Source organism: Dendrosporobacter sp. 1207_IL3150, assembly GCF_036763085.1.
In the GTDB taxonomy this organism is placed as follows: Bacteria; Bacillota; Negativicutes; order DSM-1736; family Dendrosporobacteraceae; genus JBAIYU01.
Window position 1 is genome coordinate 231738 of the sequence record NZ_JBAIYU010000007.1, and the last position, 23675, is coordinate 255412.

The window sequence follows — 23675 nt, forward strand, 5'->3', positions numbered from 1 at the left end:
TAGTATGAAACAATTAAGGGAAATAATACCAAATACAATAAAGAATCTAGGAATAGCAAAAAAGTATAATACAGAATGGGCAGTTTTAAATTGGCCTAAGATTGTAGGTGATGATATAGCAGCTCATGCATCACCTACTTCAGTGCAGCGGGGCGTTATGATTATCGCTGTTAATAATTCGGTCTGGTGCCACCATTTATCAATGATGAAAGATGAAATTATTAACAAGGTAAACGATTTTATCGGAGAAAAACTAGTTAATGATATAAGATTTCAAGCAGGATATTTCAAAAAATACCAGAATTATGACGAAGATCAGGAAAATTATGAAACTATTAACCAAAAGCTTAAAATGATAAAACTTGATGATACCGAATTAAGTCAAGCTAATAATTTAGCAAATGTTGTTAGTGATGATAATTTACAGCGAAAAATATTGCGAATTGCTAAGAAACATTTAGCCTTTAAAAAGTTAAAAAAAATAAATAACTGGCATAAATGCGCTAATTGTGATAGTTTATGTCCTAGTGATGTTTTATATTGTACTGTTTGCTCAATTGATAATAGAGAAAAGAAAATTTGCGATATTAGAAAGATGTTGAGTGAAGCTCCATGGTTGACTTATGCAGAACTAAACAAATACATTGATTGTTTGCCTCACGAATTTATAAACGCAAAAACATCGTTAATGATGCTTGTAGCTGCCGAAATAAATAATGGCAAAAATGATAATTTAAACTTATTAACACTAGTTATGTTATCTACTGGAGCAAAACCTGAAGAGGTTAATGAGAAACTGATTAAGAGAACGCTGGACAAGTTTGGGAGGAAAAACTATGTTTCTACACCTAGGCTCTGATACTGTTGTTGCACTAAGAGATGTAATCGCCATAAATGATCTCAAATCATTTCGCTCTGGAATAAATAAAGAATTTATCAAAAATATGCAAGATAAAAATCTTGTAGTTGATATTTCGACCGACAATGCAAAAAGCTTTGTAATAACTAATAAAAAAATATTTTTGTCAGCTATATCTTCGGTAACATTAAAAAAACGAGCTGAATCTTTCCTATATCATGATGATGATGAGTAATTAATCATTTTCTATAGATGATTATAACGATTAAGCTTTCGCCTAGTTTTTCGCATGGTGATAGCCTTTTTCTAATTGGGGGTTGAATATGAGTAATAACGAAACTACTACTGTAAGCGGTAGTTATGGTGCTGGTCAGATACAAGTACTAGAAGGTCTAGAAGCTGTTCGTAAGCGTCCGGGTATGTATATTGGTAGTACCTCATCAAAAGGTTTACATCATCTTGTTTATGAAGTTGTAGATAATAGTATTGATGAAGCTTTGGCTGGGTATTGCGATAAAGTTCAGGTTGTCATACATAACGACAACAGCATTACAGTTACAGATAATGGCCGCGGTATTCCAGTTGATATGCATGAAATTGGAAAGCCCGCGGTTGAAGTCGTTCTTACTGTTCTGCATGCAGGCGGTAAGTTTGGCGGAGAAGGTTATAAGGTGTCAGGAGGTTTGCATGGCGTAGGTGTATCAGTTGTTAATGCCTTGAGCAGCATTCTAGAAGTTGAAGTTAAACGTAATGGTAAGATCCATCAAATAACGTTTGAACGCGGTAATACTGTAAAAGAATTAGCTGTAATTGGTACTACGCAGGAAACGGGTACTAAAGTCACATTTAAACCTGATTCAGAAATATTTGAAGAAACTGAATATAGTTTTGATATCCTAAAACAGCGATTAAGGGAATTAGCCTTTCTGAATAAGGGCATTAATATTACTCTTTCTGATGAACGAGATAATAATAGTGAAACCTTCTATTTTGAGGGTGGTATTCGCTCGTTTGTCCAGCATTTAAACAAAAACAAAGATGTTGTTCACCCTGAACCTATATATTTTAGTGGTATTAAAGATACAACGATGGTTGAAATTGCAATTCAATATAATAACAGTTATGTTGAAAATATTTTCAGCTTTGTAAATAATATCAATACTCAAGAGGGTGGAACACATCTTAGCGGTTTTAAAATTGCTCTGACGCGTACAGCAAATGATTTTGCCCGTAAGTTCAATATGCTTAAGGAAGCTGATGAAAACTTAAGCGGCGAAGATATACGCGAAGGTTTAACCGGAATTATTAGTGTTAAAATTCGCGAACCTCAATTTGAAGGACAGACTAAAACTAAACTTGGTAATAGCGAAGTTCGTGGAATAGTGGATTCTATTGTAAGTGAAGGACTTAACGAGTTCTTTGAAGAGAATCCGGCTGTAACTAAGAAAATAATTGAGAAAGCCGTTATGGCGGCTCGTGCTCGTGAAGCAGCTCGTAAGGCTCGCGAATTAACTAGACGTAAAAACGCTTTAGAATTTAGTTCGTTACCAGGAAAACTTGCAGACTGCTCCCTTAAAGATCCGATGCAAACAGAAATTTATCTTGTTGAGGGTGACTCTGCCGGCGGATCAGCTAAACAGGGTCGTGACAGAAGATTTCAGGCCATTCTCCCTTTGCGCGGAAAAATAATAAACGTTGAAAAAGCACGTCTTGATAAAATACTAAATAACGAAGAAATCAGAACAATGATTACTGCTTTTGGTAATGGCATTGCTGATGAGTTCGATTTAGATAAAAGCCGTTACGGCAAAATAATTATAATGACAGATGCTGATGTCGACGGGGCACATATACGCACCCTATTGCTTACTTTCTTTTATCGCTATATGCAGCCGCTTTTAGAAGCGGGAAGAATTTATATAGCTCAGCCGCCTCTTTATTTAGTAAAAAAAGGCCGCGAAAGTTGGTATTTATATAGCGATGATGAGCTTGATAACCTGCTTAACAGAATCGGTCGTGAAAATATTAATGTTCAACGATATAAGGGTCTAGGTGAAATGAATCCGGATCAGCTATGGGAAACAACTATGAATCCCGAAGGCCGAACAATCCTCCAGGTAACCCTTGAAGATGCTATTAAAGCAGATGAAATTTTCTCCATACTAATGGGAGATAAAGTTGAACCACGCCGTAAATTTATAGAGGATCATGCTGAGGAAGTAAGAAACTTAGATATATAATTTTTATTGTGCGCAATGTAATACAAAAGCAATAACTTGTTCTTCAAAATGTAAAAAAATGTATAAAACGTGGATAGTTACAAACTATCCACGTTTTATATTATATTTTTCATGCTTTATAAAACATAAATAGCTCCTGTCGTTTTATATACAACTGCCGACAAATTTAATATTTATATGGCTAAATAATAATGATCCAAAATTAATGTTAAAAAATTCATTTGGTTTTGCTAACTAATCGTTATATCTTAACTGATATCAATATTAACCTGGAAATTACTCATGTTAATCAGTTTACCAAACAGTCCCCAATAATTATTCGAAGCACTTTTGTTACCGTTCCATAATTTACTATTTAATTATGTTCTGATATAATGGAGTATGTTTTAAGATAAAAGGAGGTGAACCGATACTCCTATGTTAGATTAGGAGTTCGGAATTTATTGGACCCTGCGTCTATTTTGTGGAATATATCACTGGTTATATTTTTAGTACTTTTAAATGGTTTTTTTGTTGCTGCTGAATTTGCAATGGTTAAAGTGCGAAGTACAAGAATTGATACTCTTGTACTGGAGGGTAATACGCGTGCCAAATATGCTAAAAAGTTGGTAGACAGTCTAGATGCATATTTATCGGCCTGTCAGCTTGGGATAACATTAGCCTCATTGGGGTTAGGATGGGTCGGCGAGCCAGCCATAGCGAGTATGATAGAGCCGGTTTTGGTAGAGTTAGGCTTGTCAGAAACAATGATTCACACTGTTGCCTTTACAATTGCTTTTTCTATTATTACAGCACTTCATATTATCCTTGGCGAATTGGCTCCGAAATCGTTAGCTATACAAAAGGCAGATAGTGTAACTATTTGGACATCTTTACCTCTTATTGCTTTTTATAAGTTGATGTATCCGTTTATATGGATATTGAATGGTATCGCTAACTGGATACTACGTTTGGTTGGCATTCAAGTGGCAGGTGAGCATGAAGCAGCACATACTGAGGAAGAAATTCGTATCCTTATGGAAGAAAGCCATAAACAAGGTTTTATTAATAAAACAGAATTAACTTATGTAGATAATATTTTTGATTTTGCCGAACGGCATGTAAGTGAGGTCATGATTCCGCGTACAGATATGTTTTGTCTTTATGTGCAGGACTCATTTGAGGAAAGTTTAGAAAAAGCCTTAACGGAGCAGCTTACCCGATACCCAGTCTGCGATCCAGATAAAGATAATATTATTGGGTTTGTTCATATCAAAGATTTACTCGCAGCGTTAGCAAGAGGACAAAAGCCAACTCTACGAGAGATAGCAAGAGATATAATGGCTGTACCTGAGTCAATGCCAATTAGTAACTTACTAAAAGCTATGCAAAAAGATAGGGCTCAAATAGCTATAGTAATCGATGAATACGGTGGTACTGCTGGATTGGTAACGGTAGAAGATATATTGGAAGAAATCGTCGGAGAAATCCAGGATGAATTTGATGAAGAGCGTCCTATAGTAGAAATCAGAGATAATAATGTTCATTCTGTAGATGGTCGCCTCCTAATAGAGGAAGTAAATGAAATTTTTGAATTAGACTTGAATGCAGAAGATGTTGATACTATAGGTGGCTGGGTGTCATCGCAGGTGGAAATGCCTCCTCCGATTGGCAAGCAAATCAGCTATGGGAAATATCAATTTATTATCGAGGAAGTAGACAATATGCGTATTACACGAGTGTTAATTCGTAAAAGTGAAAAATCATTGGGTGAAAAGGTTGATTATTAATATTGGGTTATGGCTCAATTAATAGTTAAATTATATTAAATAATCCAATAATCATAAATCTAGTACTAATTTAAAGGGCTATCCAGAGATACGAGTATCTTGGATAGCCCTTTAAATTATAAAGAAAATTAATAAAAAGATGGAAATTGAATAAGACTAGTATATAATTCCTTGGCAATATGGAAACAAGCGTAGTTGGGAGAGGTAGTTAATGAACGAGGCAGAATCATTAAAACAGATTTTAAATATGCATGCACTTTTCCTTAAGTTACGGCAAGATCATTGGCTACACTATGAAGCATTTACCTGGCAATGGTGGTCATTAGTGTTCTTTCTATTTGCACCTTGGTTGTTGTGGATCAAAATCGTAAACAAAAAGAAAATAGTTGAAATTTCACTTTTTGGAATATTGATTTTTGTACTTACTACAGGCATGGATGCGATTGGGGTATCCTATCAACTATGGAATTACCCTATAAAACTAGCAGCTAAACTACCTCATATGTTTTCCATGGATACTACCGTTTTTCCAATAACATTTATGATAATATATCAATACTATCCCACATGGCATTTGTATCTTAAGGTGACTATTATTATATCAGCAATATTCTCGTTTATCGGCGAGCCTCTTTTAGAATACTTAAAAGTATATAATACAACTGGTTGGAAATATATTTATTCTTTCCCGATATTTATTTTAATTGGAGCTGTTTGTAAGTATATTGTCGATTGGCTAATCTTGATACAACTAAAGCTAAGAAATACAAATAACTTTTACTGTTTATGGTAATTACTCATAATATGATAAAGTTAAAAGTTCAAATCAATAATAACAAAAGGCTAACAATTTTTAATTGGTGCCTTATTATAGAGAAAATATATCTTTTAAATGGGTAATTTGTTTTCTTGTAAACCGTATAAAAGTCTCTATATTTCACATTATATTTGAGTAAATGCGTAAAGGATTATATACCAGTTTATATTAGTAAATAAATAATCCTTAATGGAGTAAGGAAGATATATTTGGATTGGTTATCATTAGTTTTTAAAACTATGGCTACTATTATTTATGGTACTTTATTATTGCGTATAGCAGGTAGAAAGTCACTTGCACAAATGACGATTGCCCAGACTGTAGTTATGTTGGCGATAGGAACAGTACTTATAGAGCCTTTAGTTGGTACTTCACTTACAAATACATTCTTTATTGTTGGTATTGCGGTTGCGACACTCATTATCATTGAGTTTTCTGAGATAAGATTTCCATATATGAAAAAGCTGTTTACTGGCGAACCAGTGATTCTGATTAAAGATGGAAAGATAAATAGAGAAAACTTAAAGCGAGTACGAATGACAATTGAACAGTTAGAAATGGAACTTAGACAAGCAAGTATAGCAACTGTGGATGAGGTGAGATGCGCAACGATTGAACCTAATGGTCAATTTGGCTACGTTCTAAAAGATGATTATCAGCCAATCAGTAAGAGAGAGTATTATCAAATAATAAGTCGGCTAGATGCTATAGATGCCACTCTTAGAGTGCATAAGCCAATAAATCAAGTTAAAGAAGGTTATTCCAAAGAAAAATCTAGTAATGATGTTTTTGAAAAAGTGCTACATTAAGGAAAACTGGGAGGATAAAAGATGGGAGCAGGGCAAGGTGTTTTAAATAGTCACGATTTATTATTAATAGTGATTGCAACTGTTATGGGGACATTAGCACGCTTCCTTGCTTTAAAGGTGGATTATCGGCAATATCCTTCCTACCCTAATGGGTACATGATTCACATCGTTACAGGATTTATTTCAGCGTCTCTAGGAGCAGTAGCTATTCCAGCTCTTATGTCAAAGAACTATACAGCTGTAACTTTTCTAGCTTTAGCACTGACGCAATTTAGAGATGTACGTAAAACAGAAAAAGACAGTCTCAAAGATTTAGAGAATACAGAGTTTACACCACGTGGTGACGCATACATAGATGGTATAGCTAAATCTTTCGAATCAAGGAACTATTTTGCCCTTATGATAGCCATTAGTGCTGGTATTACAATTGAACTACTAAAAGAGTCTGGTCCTATTATAAGTTCAATATCTGGAATTATAGTTAGTTTTATATTGTACTATTTTATTAGTCAATTTTCTAAAGGTAGGATTGTCAACGATATTGCCAAAATTTCCATAGGCCATATCGAAATTAAAGAATCAAGTTTATTTGTAGATGAAATATTTATAAGTAATCTCGTTGGTACGGATAATGCCGAAAAAATGCTCCTTGATGAAGGTATGGCAATTGTTATAGAACCAAAAGAAGATCATTTTAGTATAACGCTTGATAACTTTGGACAAAGAAAAGCAATGCTATTTGAAGCAACTCGTACACTTGGAGTAAAACGGTACCACTTCACTAGAAAGGACTTTGCTACTGGTAAAACAGTAATAGTTTTTGTACCAATAATAAGAGACGTTGATAAGCTGATTAGTGTAGTAAAAAATACTCCACTTTTGGAGTCGGTAAAGAAAAGCTATAGTATTATGAGTAGGTGATTTATATTAAAGAGAGATCCCAACAACAAACAGGTAATATAATTGCCGCAGTTGTTCTCCCTCAGCATGATATTCAAGGGGGAAGCGCTTTAGTTGTTAAAGCCAAAGATGAAGAAGAACAAAAGAAACTTATGTTAGATATTGCTAAAGCTGTAAAAGCAGATGTATTAAAGCTTAGCAACGGCATTTATCTAATACTACACTGATTAAAGCAAAGGAGAGCCAATAGCTCTCCTTTATTTTTTTGATAATTTATTAATTAAGCCGGGGTGATTTTTTAAAAACTGGTAACAATACCATTTAGATTTATAAAGGAGGTAACTAATGCATCTCAGTGTCGATTAATAATTTTAACCGCGCTGATCAGTAAAACCTATATAGCCGTAATTATCTTTTACTGGTCCAATAGAGTAATTGCTAAACTTTGGCTTACTTTTAATTTTAAGGGACTGGGTTAGTGCTAAAGGACTCCTTCGATAGCTTACATTATTCTTATAACCCACGTAGATACTTCCTTTCGTTAGTGCATTTGATTTAATTTTTTATTCGGAATATTAGAAATTTCAGTGAAGATATTAGTGTCCTCATTTTGAGTTTGAAATGGATTATTTTCAGATTGCAGACTATTTTTAAAATTATTAATAGGTAGTCGCTGATTTATTAAATTTATCAGTTTATCGAGATCCTCACGGGTTACTGGTTGGGCACTTTCTTTTAAAACAAAGCCTACTCTGCCGTTTGGTTCAATAGTACCCCACTGGATATCCTCAATATTCTTAACGTTGCTCTGTCTTAACTGCATCTCGAGCTGATCAACAGTAAGTGCAACCTTAGCTAAATTAGGGACGTTTAGTTGGCCATTCTCTATAATTACAAGAGATTTCCCTGTAAATATTTTCTCAATCCAGTTGAATTTTATCTGGAGATAACCAAGCAGCCGTGTAGTTATAACCATTGTTGCTGCAACACCGAAAGTTACTAACAGACTTTCTTCAGCAAGAGGCTGGACAAGCAGACTACCAATTGAAATCATTACAACAGTCTCAGCAACAGTCATTTGAGCTAATGATTTTCGACCAGCAATTCTTAATAAAAGGCCTCCTAGAAGAACTACTGATATTGTTTGTGCAATTAAAATATAATCCACAATAACACCTCATGAATTGGAATTTCAATTTTATTAATAGTATACCGATCTTTAAATCTCTTAAGCTTGGTTATTGATGGATAATTGCCTTTAGTATTTTATAGACTAAATAAGTGCAAATCTAGTAGGGAGTGACAATATGGAGGACATACTTAAGGATTTATTAAAAATTCTTGGTAGAATTGTTACAATTCTACCGTTGATGCTAATGATTGCTTTGTTTATGGGCAGAAGATCTGTAGGTGAATTACCTGTATTTGATTTTTTAATAATTTTAAGTCTAGGGGCAGTAGTAGGTGCAGATATAGCTGATCCACAAATTAATCACATACATACAGCTTTTGCAATAATAGCAATTGGTTTGTTACAGCGGACTTACTCTGAGTTGTGTATGCGTAATACTAAGTTTAGAAAAATGACTACATTCGATCCGGTAGTAGTTATAAAGGATGGAAATTTTCTTGTAAAGAATTTAAGAAGCATTAACTATTCAATTGATAATGTATTAGAATTACTTAGAGAGGAAGGAGTTTTTGACATAAGTGAAGTACAACTAGCGCTTGTAGAGTCAAACGGTAGAATTTCGGTATACAAAAATCCTGAAAAATCTCCATTAACTCTTAAAGACATAGGTATTTCTAAATATAAAGGAGATATAGCTTATCCTGTTATCGTTGAAGGATGTATATATAGAAAAGTATTATCAGGTTTAGGACTGAACGAAAACTGGTTGAGTAGTCAACTTAAAGAAAAAGGAATAGATGAATTTGAAAAAGTCTTTTTTGCTTCTGTTAATGATAAAAAAGAATTACATATATCAAAACCGGATAATTCAAAATCGGAAACTGATATTACTCCTTTATATCATTAGTCAGAATACTAAGAAAAGAGCGGAGAAAAACAGAAGTTCTGAGTTTTCTCCGCTCTTTTCTTAATTTTTATAGAAGCTATAATTTATATAATTATTTAAACTCACCAGAATAAAAATCAAAGACAAATACAATGATTAGAGTTACGAAAAAACAACTTACCCATGCCCAGCTTGGTCTCGAAAAATGCAGGCGTATAATGGAGAACATAGCAATATCAAATATTGCAGATGTTAACCATGACCAACCGTTCGAGTAATAAATACCGCCGACTACGTAATGATCAATAAATTCCAATACTGCAAATATACCTACCCATAAAGCAATATAGCCAATTTGAAGGATATTGCTTGTGTTGTATGGATAAAGAGAAAGATAAATTAAAGTAGTGACTGGCAACATAAAAAAACTGTTTATTAATTCGACAGAAGTTTGGGTTTTAACAAAAATATCAGGATTATAGTTCCATAACCCATGATGGTATGTTAAAAAACTTGCTGCTAAATTAATAGTAGTTACAAAAAGGATGGTTGGATAACATTTCTGCCATTTAATACGATCTCGTAATTTTATAATAATAAGAAGAAATATGAGAATAAAGCAAATTCTAAAGATAAAAATTTCCATAGAGACATCCTTGTATAATGATTTAATGCTAATTTTTGTATAAATTATGCTTTATAAACTAATCACTTATTAAAAAGATAAAAGTAGTTTATAGTGAACTGAAAGCTTTATATTGTATTCTATATTGGATATAAAAAGCTGTATTATAACTTAGAGCAACTTACGTCGTTAATTTATATTTATATTTATATGCATCCTAAATAAAGTAGATGCATTGTTTATAAATAAACATCGCTGATGCTTTTATATCCTTATTTAAAAGCTAGCTATCTTTATATTGCTTAATATTCTTATGCATCAACAGACATGAGCAGGGACAGAGGCCATTTAAAAAGGGTGATTTTAGTATAGCTGGAGGAACTTCATTCCTTGTTATAATGCTAAATCCGTAGCGAGTCATAATATCGCTTATAGTTTCTGTTAAGAGATATATATCATAAACTTTTTCATTATATGCATAATCAAAGGCTTCCTTCAGTAAATTACGGGCAATTCCTAAATTTCTTTTATCTTCTTTTACAGCTAATGAGCGAAGGAGACAAACATTACCATATGTTTCAACACCAATTACACCTATTAGTTGATTTAAATCATCAACATGATAAAAAAAGGTAAGGTTTTCTTTTTCAAGACCTTCAGGTACAAGTCGGGAATTAACTAATAGTTCACTGATTTGAAAAAGTATGTCTGAATTTTTTATCTCCAGCCTCATAAACTACCCCCACACCAGTTTTTAAGACATTTGTTTAATCATCTAGTTCTCTTACTACCCGAATGTTTCTTCCAGCCAGTTTCTTATTTCTTCTCTTACTGTAGCAACTCCAGCTAAAATTTCTTCTTCTGTTCCAGTAAATTTGGATGGATCAGAGAAGCTTTTATGAATCCGATGTTTAGCATTAGGAAAATAGGGACATGCTTCCCTAGCATTATCGCAAACTGTTACAACATAATCAAATTCATCTTTAATAAACTCTTGTAAGTGCTTTGAACGATGGCTGCTAAGATCTATCCCAGCCTCTACCATAGATTTAAAGACATATGGGTTAACTCTTGTTACTTCTGTACCTGCACTATATGATTCATATTTATCCCCATATATCGTTCTTAAAAGCCCTTCTGCAATTTGTGAGCGTGCCGAGTTATGAGTGCAAAGAAATAATACTTTCTTTTTTTTCATTGTTTCAATCACTCCTAATTAATTTTATTTATATAATAATTTATTTGCGAATTGGTAAACAAGCATGTTGTCGTTCCTTTTTGTGCAAGTCTCCTTTAGCTTTATCAATAAAGCTTCCTATTAACTCAAATGCTTTATGATCAAGACTATAATAAACCCATTTTCCTTCTCTTGAATCTGTTACCAGCCCAGCATGTTTAAGTATCTTTAGATGATGGGAAATTACTGGTTGGGTTATATTAAATGAATCTAAGATATCGCAAACGCATAACTCTTTGCCAACAAGCATTTCAACAATTCTCATACGCGTCGGATCGCCAAGTGCTTTAAAAATATCTGGTAGGATTTTCATAAATATACCTCATCATTTACATCAAAAAATCTTTTTTATAATAACTTAGTTTTCTCTATTTAATGTTTGCGCAGCACTAAAATATATTCATACTCATCTATATGTTAATAATATCTTAATAAATTTACAAGTAATGAATTATTAAAAGTTTGTTAACTTTTTTTTATTTTGGAGTGTTGCATTTAGTATTCATAATCATATAATATAAATATAGATATATTCCTATATTGGAATATAATAAAATATTGCAGGTGACTTATGAATTATATTGATGTTCTAAAAGCTTTAGCTGATTTTAACAGATTATCTATAATGTGCTTCCTTTTAAAAGGGAAAAAATGTGTATGTGAAATAGAAGAACTTTTATCAATTTCACAATCATCTACATCTAAACACCTTAACAAACTTAGGATGGCGGGGCTCATTGAAGCCGAAAAAAAAGCACAGTGGGTGCATTATAGCATACCAGATAAAGTATACAGCGATTTTCCTTTTATGAAAGAACTTCTAAATGATGCTACGATTAAGGGTATTCCTGCCCATATTAATGTAACTAATTATGATTGTGAATAATAATAAAATTAATATTATTTATCCATCGGATGGCATCCGATTTAATCAATGGATAAAAGGCCATATTATATAAAATGGAGCGTGGTAAAATGAAAAAAGTAACCATTTATGATCCAGCAATGTGTTGTTCTACAGGAATATGCGGGGCAAGTGTTGATAAAGAACTGCTAAGAGTAGCCACTGTTATTGAAAACCTTAAGCAAAAAGGTGCAGATATAACCAGATTTAACCTATCAAGCCAGCCAAATGAGTTTGTCGATAATAAGTTAATAAACGGACAGTTAAAAGAGAATGGCCCGGATATACTTCCAATTACCTTAGTTGATGGCAATTTAGTAAAATCCAAAATATACCCTACTAATGAAGAATTTACTCAATGGACTGGAATAGCAATAGAAGATAAGCCTAAAGCTGGCGGGTGCTGCTGTAGTGGAGGTTGTTGCTAAAATGTCAAAAATGGGAATGCAATTGCAGCCCTATAAACCTTCGAATATGAGTTTGACAAAGTATGTTTTCTTTACTGGTAAAGGAGGCGTTGGGAAAACGTCTGCTGCTTGTGCAACAGCAGTCAACTTAGCAGACAGCGGTAAGAAAATTTTGCTAATAAGTACTGATCCAGCTTCCAATTTACAGGATGTATTTGGAGTAGAGCTTGATAACAAAGGTACACCAATTCCAGAAGTGCCGAACCTTATGGTCATAAATCTTGATCCAATCGAGGCAGCTCGCGATTATAAGGAAAAAGTAATTGGGCCATATAAGGGCATATTACCTGACGCTGTTATTGCCAATATGGAGGAGCAATTGTCTGGTTCTTGTACCGTAGAAATTGCTGCTTTTAATGAGTTTTCGCACTTTCTAACTGATGAAATCATTAACAGCAGCTATGATCATATTATTTTTGACACTGCTCCAACCGGACATACTTTGAGAATGCTCCAACTACCGTCTGCCTGGAGTAGTTTTATCAGCGAAAATACTCACGGTGCATCATGTCTTGGGCAATTATCTGGACTAGAGAGTAATAAACAAATGTATAAGGACGCTGTTGATACTCTAGCAAACAAAGAAATGACTACAGTTATGCTTGTTTCAAGACCAGAGAAAACCCCATTGCTTGAAGCAAAACGCGCTGCAGAAGAGCTTGGTGATCTTGGTGTAAATAATCAAACCTTACTTATTAATGGAGTACTTGAAATAGATGAACCAGATGATGAAACAGCCAAAAGCTTATTTAATAAGCAGCAGCTAGATCTAAGTAATATGCCTGAGTACTTGCGCAGCCTGGCCACTTACTATATACCACTTAGGGCATATAACGTTTATGGTATAAAGAATATTCGTATGATGCTAAATGATAACTATCTAGAAGAAAAGAAAACTGATTTAAAAATAAATAAAGTCTATAAACTAGAAACGCTTATAGAAGATGTTCATAGTACTAATAAGAAAGTAATTTTTACTATGGGTAAAGGCGGGGTTGGGAAAAGCACTATAGCTGCAGCAATTGCTCTAGGGCTTGTTAATAAGGGTGTAAAGGTGCATCTTACGACAACAGACCCTGCTCATCATCTGAATTTTCTGGTTGGGGAAAGCAATAATTTTCAAGTGAGTCATATTGATGAAGCCGAAGAACTAGAAAAGTATAAGGCGGAAGTTTTAGCTAAAGCTAAAGAAGCAATGGGTGATGCTGACTTAGCATATATCGAAGAAGACTTAAGATCCCCATGTACTCAAGAAATTGCAGTATTTAGAGCTTTTGCTGAAATTGTTGAACAAGCTGACAATCAAGTTGTTGTTATTGATACAGCACCGACGGGGCATACTTTGCTACTATTGGATGCAACTCAAAGTTATCATAAGGAAATACAAAAAAGCCAAGGTGACATTCCGGAAAGTGTGAAAAAACTTCTGCCTAGACTTAGAAATGCTGATGAAACAGAAGTTGTTATTGTAACTCTTCCTGAAGCAACGCCCGTGCATGAAGCATCTAGATTAGGCGAAGACTTAAAGAGAGCCGGTATTAGTTCAAAATGGTGGGTAGTTAATTCGAGTCTCTATCTTACTAATACTAAAAGCCCTCTTCTTAAGTCTAAGTCTCAAAGCGAAGTAGAGTGGATAAACAAAGTTATCGAAAAATCTAATGGTAGTACTGTCTTAATAAAGTGGTTTAAAAAAGATATAAAAAATGAAGAATTGTTAAATTTGGATAATGAGTAAAAAAATCGAAGTAGTCAATTGACTACTTCGATTTTGTGCTTTACTATTATTTATCTTAATTGTTCTACAAAATTTCTACCAAATTGCACGCAGTCTGCTGTTGTTTTTTCATCAGGATTCCATAGACCCTTAATACCATCATTTACGACAGTAAAACCAGCTTCTTTTAGAAGTTCGGTAAGGACTTTTACTGATTCGCCGCTCCAGCCATATGTTCCAAAAGCAGCGGCTTTTTTATTTTTAAAGGCTAGTCCTTTAATCTCTTCCATGATTCCGGCAATAGAGGATAGAATGCCTTTATTGACCGTTGGGGAGCCAACTACAATAGCTTTTGATTTAAATACTTCTGTTATTATATCGTTTTTATCGCGGCGTGCAGTGTTATATAACTTAACATTAACAGTTGGATCAGCTGACTTAATGCCCTCAGCTATTGCTTCCGCCATTTTGCGGGTTCCATCCCACATGGTATCATAGAAAACAGTAATTTGGTTTTCTTGATAGTCGGCAGCCCACTCGGCATACTTAGTTACAATTTGCAGGGGATTATCGCGCCATATAACACCATGACTTGGACAAATCATAGTAACCGGTAAATTAAATCCAACTACTTCTTTAATTTTGCGATCTACTAATTTGCTAAAAGGGGTAAGGATATTAGCATAATACTTAATACATTCATGATAGAGTTCATGCTGATCAACTAAGTCATTAAACATGTACTCAGAAGCATAATGCTGCCCAAAAGCGTCATTACTGAAAAGAATATTATCGCCAGTTAGATAACACATCATAGTGTCCGGCCAATGCAACATTGGAGCTTCAACAAATATTAACTCTTTTGCGCCAATATTAAGCTTGTCGCCAGTTTTTACAACATTGAAATTCCAGTCTTGATGGTAATGGCCTTTTAGAGATTTAACAGCATTTGCTGTACAATATATCGGAGTATTAGGAATATGCTTCATAAGCTCAGGAAGAGCACCGCTATGATCAATTTCACCATGATTGATGACAATATAATCAATCTGAGCTAAATCAATTTCATCTTTTAATTTATCGACGAATTCATGGGAAAAGGGCAGCCATACAGTATCAATTAAAACATTTTTTTCGTCCCTAATTAAATATGAATTATATGTTGAGCCCTTATGGGTAGAGTATTCTTCGCCATGGAATTTTTTTAGCTCCCAGTCAATTTTTCCTACCCATTTTACATTATCAGTTACTTTAAAACTCATATTATTCCCCGCCTTTATCCTGATATATTTTATATACTACCCAATATGTAGAATTTTTCATATGATTTTCCTCACAGTTTAATAAGGATAAATAATTTCAAGATCTATTAATTTAATACTACATAATAATAATTATCTATTATTTATAAAAATCCTTCTAATAAAATTAAAAAATTAAATTTTTGTAGTTAAAAAATATTTTAAGAGAAAGCATATAGTGCTTTCTCTTAAAATATTTTGACGCATTAACCTAATATTGCCTTAATATCTTCTTCTGGTGTTGTTATTAATTTGATACCGAAGTTTTCCTGGAGAACACCCATCACAGTTGGGGTAATAAAGGCAGGAGGTGTTGGACCAAGACGGATGTTTTTAACGCCTAGATGCAATAGAGTAAACAGTATTGCTACTGCTTTTTGCTCATACCATGAAAGTATTAGATTCAGTGGCAAGTCATTAACTCCACAGTTAAATACTTTGGAAAGAGCGAGTGCAACTTGGATACCGGAGTACGCATTATTACATTGGCCAAGATCTAGCAATCGTGGAATGCCGTCAATATCTCCAAGATCAAGGTGATTAAAGCGATACTTGCCACAGGCTACAGTAAGAACTACACAATCTTTAGGCAAATTTTGTACAAGCTCAGTATAGTAATTTCTGCCTGGTTTTGCACCGTCACAGCCGCCAATAAGGAAGAAACGCTTAATTTTTCCTGCTTTAACCGCATCAACAATTTTATCAGCAAGGCTTAGAATAACGTTATGATGGAAGCCGGTGGTTAGTGTATAATCTCCAGCTTTTTCTTCTAGTTTAGGTAAAGCTTTAGCCTTTTCGATAATAGGTGTGAAATCTCTGCCAGATATGTAGGTTGCTCCTTGCAAGCCTGTTACACCACGCATAAAGATTCTATCGCCATAAGTTTGTTTTGCCGTTAATGGCATAACGCAGTTTGTGGTAACAAGAATTGCCCCAGGAAACTCTTCAAATTCTTTACGTTGATTTTGCCAAGCAGTCCCATAGTTTCCAACCAAATGTGGGTATTTTTTCAATGCTGGGTAAGCATGAGCTGGAAGCATTTCTCCATGAGTATATATATTAATACCCATGCCTTCGGTTTGTTTTAAAAGTTCTTCTAAATCAAGTAAATCATGGCCAGTAACTAATATTCCATAACCGCCTTTAGTGCCAGTCGAAACTTCAGTTGGCTCAGGCTGGCCAAATTTTTCGATATGTACTTTGTCTAATAACTCCATAATGCGGTAGTTCATTTCACCGCACTTTAATACCATTTCAATATGTTTATTTAGATCAAAATTAACGTTAGTTAAGGTTGTAAATAAGGCATCATGCATAAAACCGTCGACTTGTTCATCACGAGCTCCAAGTTCCTTGGCATGATGACCATAAGCTGCAATACCCTTTAATCCAAAAATTAGCATATCTTGAAGTGCTGCTATATCTTCTGTTTTACCACATACTCCAACCTTAGTACAGCCTGTGCCGCCTGCTGTTTGTTCACATTGATAACAAAACATGGTAACACCTTCCTTTTTTAGTATTATATAATAAGAATTATCCAATTACATAAAAATACCTTTTTTGACAATAGTTTCACAGGAATATTTTTTTAATTTTCAAATAATAACTAAGAAAGCAAAAGAGAAAGCATATGCTTTCTCTTTAAAACATTTTAATGCCTGCTGCCAGATTGGCAGACTGTATTGCTTGATGAGCTAGTTCATTTGCCTGCCCTAACGTGTTAAGGGCTTGGGAAGGATTGTGGAAGCCCATACTATTCTCGGCTGATAATAGATCCCAATACCATTGTGCCTGGCGAACCAATTCGCGTGCTTTGGCAAGCTCTTGCTGGTTCACGTCAGGTTGATTTGAGGCGTATAGTATTGCTTGGTGAGCTTTAGCAATATTTTGACCAGCCATATGTTGCAGCTCAAAAGTCTGATCTTGAATAGTTTTTACCCGTTCTTCCAGCCAAACTGTACCTTGTGTATGACAAGATGAGCAAGAAGCTTCTATGTTCTTTAATGGGCTCGTTACCCAATGTGAGCTATACTTCTGACCGTCTTTTCTTACATAAGGCATATGACAGTCGGCACAAGAAACGCCAGCCTTTCCATGAGTACTTGTTGCAAATAATTCATAGTCAGGATGCTGAGCTTTTAACATTGGCGCTTTCGAATCAGGATGCTGCCAGTCTTGAGCAAAACCGTTCGGTTTCTCACTGTAGTAAGCGTACATATCGGCAGGTTTAAGCCCTTTATCCCAAGGAAATACAACTCTCATTGTGCCTGGCTCAAAGTAATACTCAGAATGACATTGAGCACATACAAAACTGCGCATTTCTTCTCGGGAAGCTTTTGTTACATCAATGCCTCTACGAGCTTGGGCTTCAGTGAAAGCCGGGTTGGTAATCTTTAAATTCATTGTCTCTGGATCATGGCAGCTTGCGCAGGATACGGGATGTTTTGCATTTGTCATCATTTCAGCGAGCGGTTTATTAGCATATCCCCAGCCCATCTCACGATAAGCTTGCTCAACATAAGGAGTTTTACAAGTTATGCAGGCCCCTTTGCTAGCTGGGCCAATTCGTTTGGATTCACGAAGATCTTCTAGTGCGTAAATATGACCGCGATCCTCGCCATAGTCCTTACTAAAAGGCATGCCTTTAAATAGTGTCAAGATTTCAGGCTGCATTTCAGACTTTTGAACTATTATGCTGCCCCCATACCCTGTTGGGGATGGAGATTCCTCTCTGGTCATTTTAAAGCTAGCATATTGTAATGGATAGTACTGTCCCCAAACGGCAGGATCATATTCACCTGCTGGAATTTTGGAAGCTGTAACAGTGTTGACCGGTTTTACCCCAATCCTCATGATAACAAACCCAAAGAAAAGCAGTAGTACAGATAGCAAAGCGATTAAAGATTTTTGCCGTTTACTCAACCTTTATCCCTCCTTTGCTCTTATTTGTACCATGTACAAGACCTCGATGACATTTAGTGCAGTCTTCACCGCTTGTCATCATTGCAGTGGTTTCAACAGTAGACTTATGACATCGCAAGCAATTATCGTTAACAATTGCCTTCCCTTTGGGTGATATCACCATTGTCGCAGGGTAATCTCTAAGTACTTCGTGGTAAGTGTCATTCATACCGGTCTGGGCTTTAACGACTAATTTTGTCGCTAAATTTTGTTGCGGCAGGTGGCATTCAGTGCATTTAAACTGCTTATGATTTGATTCCTGCCAGCTGGCAGTTGGTTCGACCATAGAGTGACATGAGCCGCAAAACTGCGGGCTATCTGAATATGCATAGCCGGCACCAGCAACCAGCATTCCCACTACCGCAAATACAAAAACTGCAAGGGCAATCTTTAATGCATTACGGTTAAGGAATTGACCAGTATCCAAAAAACTCCCTCCCCCCATTTACCTTTATTGGGCTTTATTATTAGTCCCAGCAATAGGACTTTGCCCCATTTCTAATGATTGGCGCTTATTTGTAACCCTTGAAATAGCAGCCCATCCAGCACCAAAAGTTATCAAACAAGTACCTAACCAAACTAAGTTAATAAGAGGTTTGTAACTGACTTCAGCCTCTAGTCTTCTTTGCTCTGCATTTGCAGCCGCTAATATATCTCTAAATTCGACAATAACCTTGCCTTCACCAGGCTTGATTCCTATAATATGAATTTCATAGCGTTTAAAGGCCATAACTGTCGAGCCAAGAATTGCACCGTCTTGATTAGTAAGTTCGGGGCGTATTTCTTCAATTTGTCTGCCTTCTGATACTTCAATCAAAGCTTCAACTCTTACTGGCTCGGAACCATCCATGCCTCTCATTTTAAATTTGATAAATTTTAAGATGACATTATCCTTTGTTAAAACTTGATTTTTAGTTAGTGTAAGCTCTTCACCAGTATGCTCGCTTTCATCATGGGCAGGCGCAATATAAATATCAGCAAGAAGATTGCGATAAATTCCAGGTTCCCTAGCGGCTGGATTGCCTAGTTTATTTAGCTTAGTAAGTGCGCCTACAATAGTGCCGTTAGTACCGACTTTAAAATTAGTGTAAATTTCATTAGTAGATACCTCTGTTCCTATGAAGCTGATTTTTTCTCCAAATACACTTTGTTCTTGGCCTTCAGTAAAGGTTATATTGGTTGTTTTGTTACCTGCACCTGATGCCATAATTCCAATTAGAAGAACTGCCACTCCAATATGGCTGCAAACGGCAGCATAGGACATTTTTTGTTTTTTAATAGCGTAAATATTGGCGGCGAGCACCCCAAACGAAAGGCAGACAGTAAGTATTATTAGAGGTTGAGTTAACTTTAGATAACTTGCTGTTGCTAGACCTAGCAGCATACCGACCACGATTAAGCCATATGTCTTTGCACCTAACGTTTCAATTCCGTTCCAGCTGATAAATATGCTAATTAGTAAAGCTCCGGCTATTGCTGCTGCTACCGGCAGTGTTGAGTTATTATAAAAATCTGTACCAAGACTCTTTGGTGCTCCAAAAGCTTTAGTAACAAGCGGGGTAGACATCCCAACGAACACTAATAATCCTACAAATACTAAAGTTAAGGCTGTGAAAGAGAGGATAAACTCTCTGCTCGAGGCTTTCTCATAAAGGTTGCCGGACGGTATAGTATGATACTTTGATATGTAAAGGGTAAATGATATAAAAGTGAATAATAGAACTGTAACACCTAAAAGTCCGCCAACCCCCTCATCGGCAAAAGAATGTGTTGAAAAATCACTTAATACTCCACTTCGGGTGAGAAAAGTTCCATAGAGCACTAATATAAAGCTGCAAAATGTCAGTACGTAAGAATGACGGATTGCACCTACTCTTACCTTGGCTAAAGTAAGCATATGAACAAGTGCAGCTGTAGCGAGCCATGGTACCAGTGATGAGTTTTCTACTGGATCCCAGGCCCAGTAGCCGCCCCAGCCTAGAACTTTGTATGCCCAAAAACCGCCAATAAACATTCCTGCTCCAATTGTTGATAATGCAAACAGAACCCAGGGTGTTGCATACGTGAGCCAGCTTTTATGATTACCGATAAGAATACCATTTACTGCATAAGAAAAGGGTACAGCCAATGCCGCGTATCCCAAGAAGATAATCGGCGGATGAATTATCATCCAAAAATCCTGAAGCAAAGGATTAAGACCGATACCATCCAGATTATTTTCGGTCAACATCATAAACGGACTTTTCATCAGGATAAATAGCAAGAGAAATGCTTGTATAAGAGAGAAAACTGTCATAACTTTCGGTAATACTTCAGAATTTCTCATTATAATAAGGCCAAATATTGCATGGAATATAGCCCATAGCATAAAGGAGCCCTCTTGACCAGCCCAAAAAGCCGATATCTTATAAGCTATAGGAAGTGTTAGTGAAGAATAGCCATAAACGTAGGCGTATTCAAATTTGTCGTTTAGAATGATATAAAACAAGTAAAATGCCGCAATGCCTAACAGCCCAACAGAGATTATATAACTAAGATTGGCTATTTTATGAACGTTTTTTCTTGACGTATTATTGTTGTTTTCAGCTATATAATAAATGCCTGATGCGACAAGTGAAACAATAAGTGCTAGTGCTACTCCTATGTAACCGATCATTTATTCACGCTCCCTTGGTATTTTGACGGACACTTAACTAAAAGTTTATCTGCATGAAATTGACCATTATTATATCTGCCTATGGCTACAACACTTTCTGCTTGGTCCATGCCTTCAGGCTTTGTACCCTTGTAAACTACTGTTACTTCCTCTCCTGCTTCATCTCTAAGAGCAAATATCAGTGAATTTCTTTCACTTTGAATTAGATTAGACTTAGAGAGCGTACCTTTTACTTGCACCTGACTTTTGGAGCTTTTTGCTTGGGCGAAAGTAACATATGGCGTTAAAGAGCTTTGATATGCCCACATGCTATAGAAAACAAAGCCTAAAATTACGGCAAGATATAAGAGCCGATGTTTTTTCATGTTTTCATCTCCTTTGTACAGGTAAATTTCTTTGATACACTATGGGCTAACAAATAACAGTAGATACTTGAACATAAGGAAACGGCTGCCAAAAGGACGTAAAGCATAACTGTATCCATGTCCAGTCTGCCTGCACTATTCAACACAGGTTCGGGATGAAGTGAGAAATACATTCGTGGTATAACAAAAACTAAAAAGGGCACAGTCAGAAATGACATTAAAGCATAGACAGCGGCTATAGTTGCCCGCCGATCTTCGTCTTCTATCGTGGGACGCAATGATAAATATGCTCCATAGATTAAACACAGTATAAATATCGTAGTCTGACGAGGATCCCAATTCCAGTATGCTCCCCAGGTGAGCTTAGCGAAGATTGCACCGCTGACAACGGCTAATAGACAGAAGATGAGACCTAATTTAGCTGAGTAGGCACTTAGATGATCGTATTTCAAATTTCTTGTTTTTAAGTATTGAGCAGCGGTAATTGCCGATACTAAAAAAGCAAGTACCGACACCCAGGCTACGGGGATATGGAAAAAAGCAATTCGCACTAGATAGCCAAGACCTTCCACTGGTGGAACAAATGCAAAAATGGCATAGACGACAAAAATGGTAAACGTTATAAGTATTAAACCTATCAGCTTAAAGTTCATAGTGTTCCTGCCCTCCTAATCATGCCAAATGTAATCAAATAAGAGTAATCCAGCCGCCAATACTGCTAGATTATAACCGAACATAAATAATAGCCCTTCAGGAGCTAGGCCTGAAAAAACTTTTACAGTAGAATTTACAGCACATAGAAATTGCGGAAGTAGTATGGGAAAGGTAATGACAGTAAAAATTGCCTGTTTACCATGAGTATATATAACAATTGCTGCCATTAAGGTTGATACTGCGGCAATACCAGTACAACCGAGAATAAGAATCTTAATAAAAGCTAGCCAATCGTTAATGTCTATGTTAAAAAACAATACAAACAAGGGAATAACAAAACATGATAAAAAGAGTAGTAGTAATAAATTAAATAAGAATTTTCCTATGAAAACAGCCTGGCCTGAAGCATACATGCGCAGACCAATTAGCGTACCACTTTCCTGCTCATTAACAAAAACGCGTGATAGACCAGCCATAGCACAAAAGAATAAAACAACCCACAACAAGGAAGCGGCAAAATCGGGAGAAAGAGCTACTCCGGGATTGGTCATACTTACACTGGATAATGCCGTTAAGGCAAACATAATTAGCGTTGCTATAGAATAGCTCGATCGAAATTCACAAAGTAAATCTTTACGAAATATTGCCCAAATAGAAGTACTAAAGTTTGATTTTAAAGTTTGCATATTCGGCCTCCTTTGCTTCATTTGTTGCAAGGAATACTGCCGAATTACTATTAACAGCTCTGTTTATAACGTCTTTAACAATTTGTTTACCGCTTTCATCAAGGTTGGATGAAGGCTCGTCAAGCAGCCATACTAAAGGGTTAACGGCCATAATTGTTGCTAGCTTTAATCGTTGGAACATACCGGTGGAATAAGTGGATAATTGCTTATACTCAGAACCCGCCAACCCAACTGTGCCGCACAATTCTTTTGCTTGTGATTCTGTAATACTTAAACCGAGCAACTTGGACCAAAAAGTAATGTTCTCTATAGCGGTTAAAGCCTTATACATCGCCATATCCGGTGAAACTAGACCAAACTTAGGACGATTGTTAATATTGCTTAAATTATTATAATGAATAGCGATAGAACCAGTTGCTGGTCTGGTCAAACCAGAAATAATTTTTAACAGCGTCGATTTTCCTGTACCATTGTCACCAGTGATAGCGAGGCATTGACCTGAGTGAAGCTCGATATTAATATTTTCAAACAGCAGCCTGCTGCCGAAACGCTTGCTAATATTCGCTAATACTATTTTCATTGCTTTACTCCACGGTTTTTTTATTTACTAATTCTATGTAAATGTGTCCACTAAACATAACTACAAATTTTATACGGGCTAAACATATTATGAAAAAAGCGAATAGCCCT

At 35.6% G+C, this 23675-nt stretch carries 26 protein-coding genes; 12 read left to right on the top strand and 14 right to left on the bottom strand.

Going from position 1 to position 23675, the window contains the following annotated elements:
- Positions 1 to 4 precede the first annotated feature (4 nt).
- The 8 genes from V6C17_RS02405 (at position 5) to V6C17_RS02440 (ending at position 7621) form a co-directional block, all read left to right on the top strand.
- Positions 5 to 859: a DUF721 domain-containing protein gene (locus V6C17_RS02405; RefSeq protein ID WP_333520947.1), complete on the top strand. Its 855-nt coding sequence runs from the start codon at positions 5 to 7 to the stop codon at positions 857 to 859.
- Positions 837 to 1094, top strand: a complete 258-nt coding sequence (remB, locus tag V6C17_RS02410; protein WP_333520948.1) for an extracellular matrix regulator RemB — start codon at positions 837 to 839, stop codon at positions 1092 to 1094. Before V6C17_RS02405 ends, remB begins: the two co-directional genes overlap by 23 nt.
- An 88-nt stretch (positions 1095 to 1182) precedes the next feature.
- Entirely contained in the window at positions 1183 to 3099 is a 1917-nt protein-coding gene (gene gyrB, locus V6C17_RS02415) for a DNA topoisomerase (ATP-hydrolyzing) subunit B (protein WP_333520949.1), read from the top strand.
- 443 nt (positions 3100 to 3542) lie between these two features.
- Complete coding sequence (locus tag V6C17_RS02420; RefSeq protein ID WP_333520950.1) at positions 3543 to 4868, top strand: hemolysin family protein; 1326 nt, start codon at positions 3543 to 3545, stop codon at positions 4866 to 4868.
- A 211-nt stretch (positions 4869 to 5079) separates the two neighbouring features.
- Entirely contained in the window at positions 5080 to 5661 is a 582-nt protein-coding gene (locus tag V6C17_RS02425; RefSeq protein ID WP_333520951.1) for a CBO0543 family protein, read from the top strand.
- A 233-nt stretch (positions 5662 to 5894) separates the two neighbouring features.
- Positions 5895 to 6494, top strand: coding sequence for a DUF421 domain-containing protein (locus tag V6C17_RS02430; protein WP_333520952.1), 600 nt, complete (start codon positions 5895 to 5897; stop codon positions 6492 to 6494).
- Positions 6495 to 6515: 21 nt separating this feature from the next.
- Positions 6516 to 7415 (top strand): YIEGIA domain-containing protein, encoded by a 900-nt coding sequence (locus V6C17_RS02435; protein ID WP_333520953.1) that lies wholly within the window; start codon positions 6516 to 6518, stop codon positions 7413 to 7415.
- Positions 7412 to 7621, top strand: a complete 210-nt coding sequence (locus V6C17_RS02440) for a capping complex subunit for YIEGIA (protein ID WP_333520954.1) — start codon at positions 7412 to 7414, stop codon at positions 7619 to 7621. Before V6C17_RS02435 ends, V6C17_RS02440 begins: the two co-directional genes overlap by 4 nt.
- Positions 7622 to 7935: 314 nt before the next feature.
- Here the strand turns inward: V6C17_RS02440 and V6C17_RS02445 are convergent, their stop codons facing one another.
- Positions 7936 to 8562: a DUF421 domain-containing protein gene (locus V6C17_RS02445; protein ID WP_333520955.1), complete on the bottom strand. Its 627-nt coding sequence runs from the start codon at positions 8560 to 8562 to the stop codon at positions 7936 to 7938.
- Between the two features lie 139 nt (positions 8563 to 8701).
- On the opposite strand from V6C17_RS02445, the gene V6C17_RS02450 reads away from it, so the two are divergent.
- A complete protein-coding gene (locus V6C17_RS02450; RefSeq protein ID WP_333520956.1) occupies positions 8702 to 9433 on the top strand; it encodes a DUF421 domain-containing protein in 732 nt (243 codons plus the stop codon).
- Between the two features lie 91 nt (positions 9434 to 9524).
- Here the strand turns inward: V6C17_RS02450 and V6C17_RS02455 are convergent, their stop codons facing one another.
- The 4 genes from V6C17_RS02455 to V6C17_RS02470 form a co-directional block, all read right to left on the bottom strand.
- A complete protein-coding gene (locus V6C17_RS02455) occupies positions 9525 to 10058 on the bottom strand; it encodes a CBO0543 family protein (RefSeq protein WP_333520957.1) in 534 nt (177 codons plus the stop codon).
- 262 nt (positions 10059 to 10320) lie between these two features.
- Positions 10321 to 10770 carry a GNAT family N-acetyltransferase gene (locus V6C17_RS02460; RefSeq protein WP_333520958.1) on the bottom strand — a complete coding sequence of 150 codons (450 nt, stop codon included), beginning with the start codon at positions 10768 to 10770 and terminating at the stop codon, positions 10321 to 10323.
- 54 nt (positions 10771 to 10824) lie between these two features.
- Complete coding sequence (locus tag V6C17_RS02465) at positions 10825 to 11235, bottom strand: arsenate reductase ArsC (protein ID WP_333520959.1); 411 nt, start codon at positions 11233 to 11235, stop codon at positions 10825 to 10827.
- 40 nt (positions 11236 to 11275) lie between these two features.
- Positions 11276 to 11587: an ArsR/SmtB family transcription factor gene (locus V6C17_RS02470; RefSeq protein WP_333520960.1), complete on the bottom strand. Its 312-nt coding sequence runs from the start codon at positions 11585 to 11587 to the stop codon at positions 11276 to 11278.
- Between the two features lie 258 nt (positions 11588 to 11845).
- Here V6C17_RS02470 and V6C17_RS02475 point away from each other — a divergent pair, with 258 nt between their 5' ends.
- The 3 genes from V6C17_RS02475 (at position 11846) to arsA (ending at position 14380) form a co-directional block, all read left to right on the top strand.
- On the top strand, positions 11846 to 12160 hold the full coding sequence (locus V6C17_RS02475) for an ArsR/SmtB family transcription factor (protein WP_333520961.1): 315 nt from the start codon (positions 11846 to 11848) through the stop codon (positions 12158 to 12160).
- Positions 12161 to 12249: 89 nt separating this feature from the next.
- On the top strand, positions 12250 to 12606 hold the full coding sequence (arsD, locus tag V6C17_RS02480) for an arsenite efflux transporter metallochaperone ArsD (protein WP_333520962.1): 357 nt from the start codon (positions 12250 to 12252) through the stop codon (positions 12604 to 12606).
- 1 nt (position 12607) lies between these two features.
- A complete protein-coding gene (gene arsA, locus V6C17_RS02485) occupies positions 12608 to 14380 on the top strand; it encodes an arsenical pump-driving ATPase (RefSeq protein ID WP_333520963.1) in 1773 nt (590 codons plus the stop codon).
- 50 nt (positions 14381 to 14430) lie between these two features.
- Here arsA and V6C17_RS02490 read toward each other — a convergent pair whose 3' ends face one another.
- The 9 genes from V6C17_RS02490 to V6C17_RS02530 all read right to left on the bottom strand — a co-directional run bounded on the left by V6C17_RS02490 (position 14431) and on the right by V6C17_RS02530 (position 23565).
- On the bottom strand, positions 14431 to 15621 hold the full coding sequence (locus V6C17_RS02490; RefSeq protein ID WP_333520964.1) for an anaerobic nitric oxide reductase flavorubredoxin: 1191 nt from the start codon (positions 15619 to 15621) through the stop codon (positions 14431 to 14433).
- A gap of 245 nt (positions 15622 to 15866) precedes the next feature.
- Positions 15867 to 17159, bottom strand: a complete 1293-nt coding sequence (gene hcp / locus V6C17_RS02495) for a hydroxylamine reductase (RefSeq protein ID WP_333520965.1) — start codon at positions 17157 to 17159, stop codon at positions 15867 to 15869.
- 145 nt (positions 17160 to 17304) lie between these two features.
- Positions 17305 to 18585 carry an ammonia-forming cytochrome c nitrite reductase subunit c552 gene (locus V6C17_RS02500; RefSeq protein WP_333520966.1) on the bottom strand — a complete coding sequence of 427 codons (1281 nt, stop codon included), beginning with the start codon at positions 18583 to 18585 and terminating at the stop codon, positions 17305 to 17307.
- Complete coding sequence (locus V6C17_RS02505) at positions 18578 to 19051, bottom strand: cytochrome c3 family protein (RefSeq protein WP_333520967.1); 474 nt, start codon at positions 19049 to 19051, stop codon at positions 18578 to 18580. The genes V6C17_RS02500 and V6C17_RS02505 overlap by 8 nt, the downstream gene beginning before the upstream one ends.
- Positions 19052 to 19075: 24 nt before the next feature.
- Positions 19076 to 21280 carry a cytochrome c biogenesis protein CcsA gene (ccsA, locus tag V6C17_RS02510; RefSeq protein WP_333520968.1) on the bottom strand — a complete coding sequence of 735 codons (2205 nt, stop codon included), beginning with the start codon at positions 21278 to 21280 and terminating at the stop codon, positions 19076 to 19078.
- The gene (locus tag V6C17_RS02515; RefSeq protein ID WP_333520969.1) at positions 21277 to 21645 is read right to left on the bottom strand and encodes a cytochrome c maturation protein CcmE domain-containing protein; all 369 of its coding nucleotides are present in this window, start codon (positions 21643 to 21645) and stop codon (positions 21277 to 21279) included. Before V6C17_RS02515 ends, ccsA begins: the two co-directional genes overlap by 4 nt.
- Positions 21642 to 22298 carry a cytochrome c biogenesis protein gene (locus V6C17_RS02520; RefSeq protein ID WP_333520970.1) on the bottom strand — a complete coding sequence of 219 codons (657 nt, stop codon included), beginning with the start codon at positions 22296 to 22298 and terminating at the stop codon, positions 21642 to 21644. The genes V6C17_RS02515 and V6C17_RS02520 overlap by 4 nt, the downstream gene beginning before the upstream one ends.
- Positions 22299 to 22313: 15 nt before the next feature.
- On the bottom strand, positions 22314 to 22985 hold the full coding sequence (locus V6C17_RS02525) for a heme exporter protein CcmB (RefSeq protein ID WP_333520971.1): 672 nt from the start codon (positions 22983 to 22985) through the stop codon (positions 22314 to 22316).
- The gene (locus V6C17_RS02530; RefSeq protein ID WP_333520972.1) at positions 22960 to 23565 is read right to left on the bottom strand and encodes an ABC transporter ATP-binding protein; all 606 of its coding nucleotides are present in this window, start codon (positions 23563 to 23565) and stop codon (positions 22960 to 22962) included. The genes V6C17_RS02525 and V6C17_RS02530 overlap by 26 nt, the downstream gene beginning before the upstream one ends.
- Positions 23566 to 23675 lie beyond the last annotated feature (110 nt).

What these genes read in the sequence shown, in the direction of transcription:
- V6C17_RS02525 (WP_333520971.1), bottom strand. Translation starts at nt 22,985, where the DNA reads ATGCAAACTTTAAAATCAAACTTTAGTACTTCTATTTGGGCAATATTT.
- V6C17_RS02465 (WP_333520959.1), bottom strand. Translation starts at nt 11,235, where the DNA reads ATGAAAAAAAAGAAAGTATTATTTCTTTGCACTCATAACTCGGCACGC.
- hcp (WP_333520965.1), bottom strand. Translation starts at nt 17,159, where the DNA reads ATGTTTTGTTATCAATGTGAACAAACAGCAGGCGGCACAGGCTGTACT.
- V6C17_RS02515 (WP_333520969.1), bottom strand. Translation starts at nt 21,645, where the DNA reads ATGAAAAAACATCGGCTCTTATATCTTGCCGTAATTTTAGGCTTTGTT.
- V6C17_RS02435 (WP_333520953.1), top strand. Translation starts at nt 6,516, where the DNA reads ATGGGAGCAGGGCAAGGTGTTTTAAATAGTCACGATTTATTATTAATA.
- V6C17_RS02470 (WP_333520960.1), bottom strand. Translation starts at nt 11,587, where the DNA reads ATGAAAATCCTACCAGATATTTTTAAAGCACTTGGCGATCCGACGCGT.
- V6C17_RS02520 (WP_333520970.1), bottom strand. Translation starts at nt 22,298, where the DNA reads ATGAACTTTAAGCTGATAGGTTTAATACTTATAACGTTTACCATTTTT.
- V6C17_RS02455 (WP_333520957.1), bottom strand. Translation starts at nt 10,058, where the DNA reads ATGGAAATTTTTATCTTTAGAATTTGCTTTATTCTCATATTTCTTCTT.
- V6C17_RS02460 (WP_333520958.1), bottom strand. Translation starts at nt 10,770, where the DNA reads ATGAGGCTGGAGATAAAAAATTCAGACATACTTTTTCAAATCAGTGAA.
- remB (WP_333520948.1), top strand. Translation starts at nt 837, where the DNA reads ATGTTTCTACACCTAGGCTCTGATACTGTTGTTGCACTAAGAGATGTA.
- V6C17_RS02490 (WP_333520964.1), bottom strand. Translation starts at nt 15,621, where the DNA reads ATGAGTTTTAAAGTAACTGATAATGTAAAATGGGTAGGAAAAATTGAC.
- V6C17_RS02405 (WP_333520947.1), top strand. Translation starts at nt 5, where the DNA reads ATGAAACAATTAAGGGAAATAATACCAAATACAATAAAGAATCTAGGA.
- V6C17_RS02450 (WP_333520956.1), top strand. Translation starts at nt 8,702, where the DNA reads ATGGAGGACATACTTAAGGATTTATTAAAAATTCTTGGTAGAATTGTT.
- V6C17_RS02475 (WP_333520961.1), top strand. Translation starts at nt 11,846, where the DNA reads ATGAATTATATTGATGTTCTAAAAGCTTTAGCTGATTTTAACAGATTA.
- arsA (WP_333520963.1), top strand. Translation starts at nt 12,608, where the DNA reads ATGTCAAAAATGGGAATGCAATTGCAGCCCTATAAACCTTCGAATATG.
- V6C17_RS02530 (WP_333520972.1), bottom strand. Translation starts at nt 23,565, where the DNA reads ATGAAAATAGTATTAGCGAATATTAGCAAGCGTTTCGGCAGCAGGCTG.
- arsD (WP_333520962.1), top strand. Translation starts at nt 12,250, where the DNA reads ATGAAAAAAGTAACCATTTATGATCCAGCAATGTGTTGTTCTACAGGA.
- V6C17_RS02425 (WP_333520951.1), top strand. Translation starts at nt 5,080, where the DNA reads ATGAACGAGGCAGAATCATTAAAACAGATTTTAAATATGCATGCACTT.
- gyrB (WP_333520949.1), top strand. Translation starts at nt 1,183, where the DNA reads ATGAGTAATAACGAAACTACTACTGTAAGCGGTAGTTATGGTGCTGGT.
- ccsA (WP_333520968.1), bottom strand. Translation starts at nt 21,280, where the DNA reads ATGATCGGTTACATAGGAGTAGCACTAGCACTTATTGTTTCACTTGTC.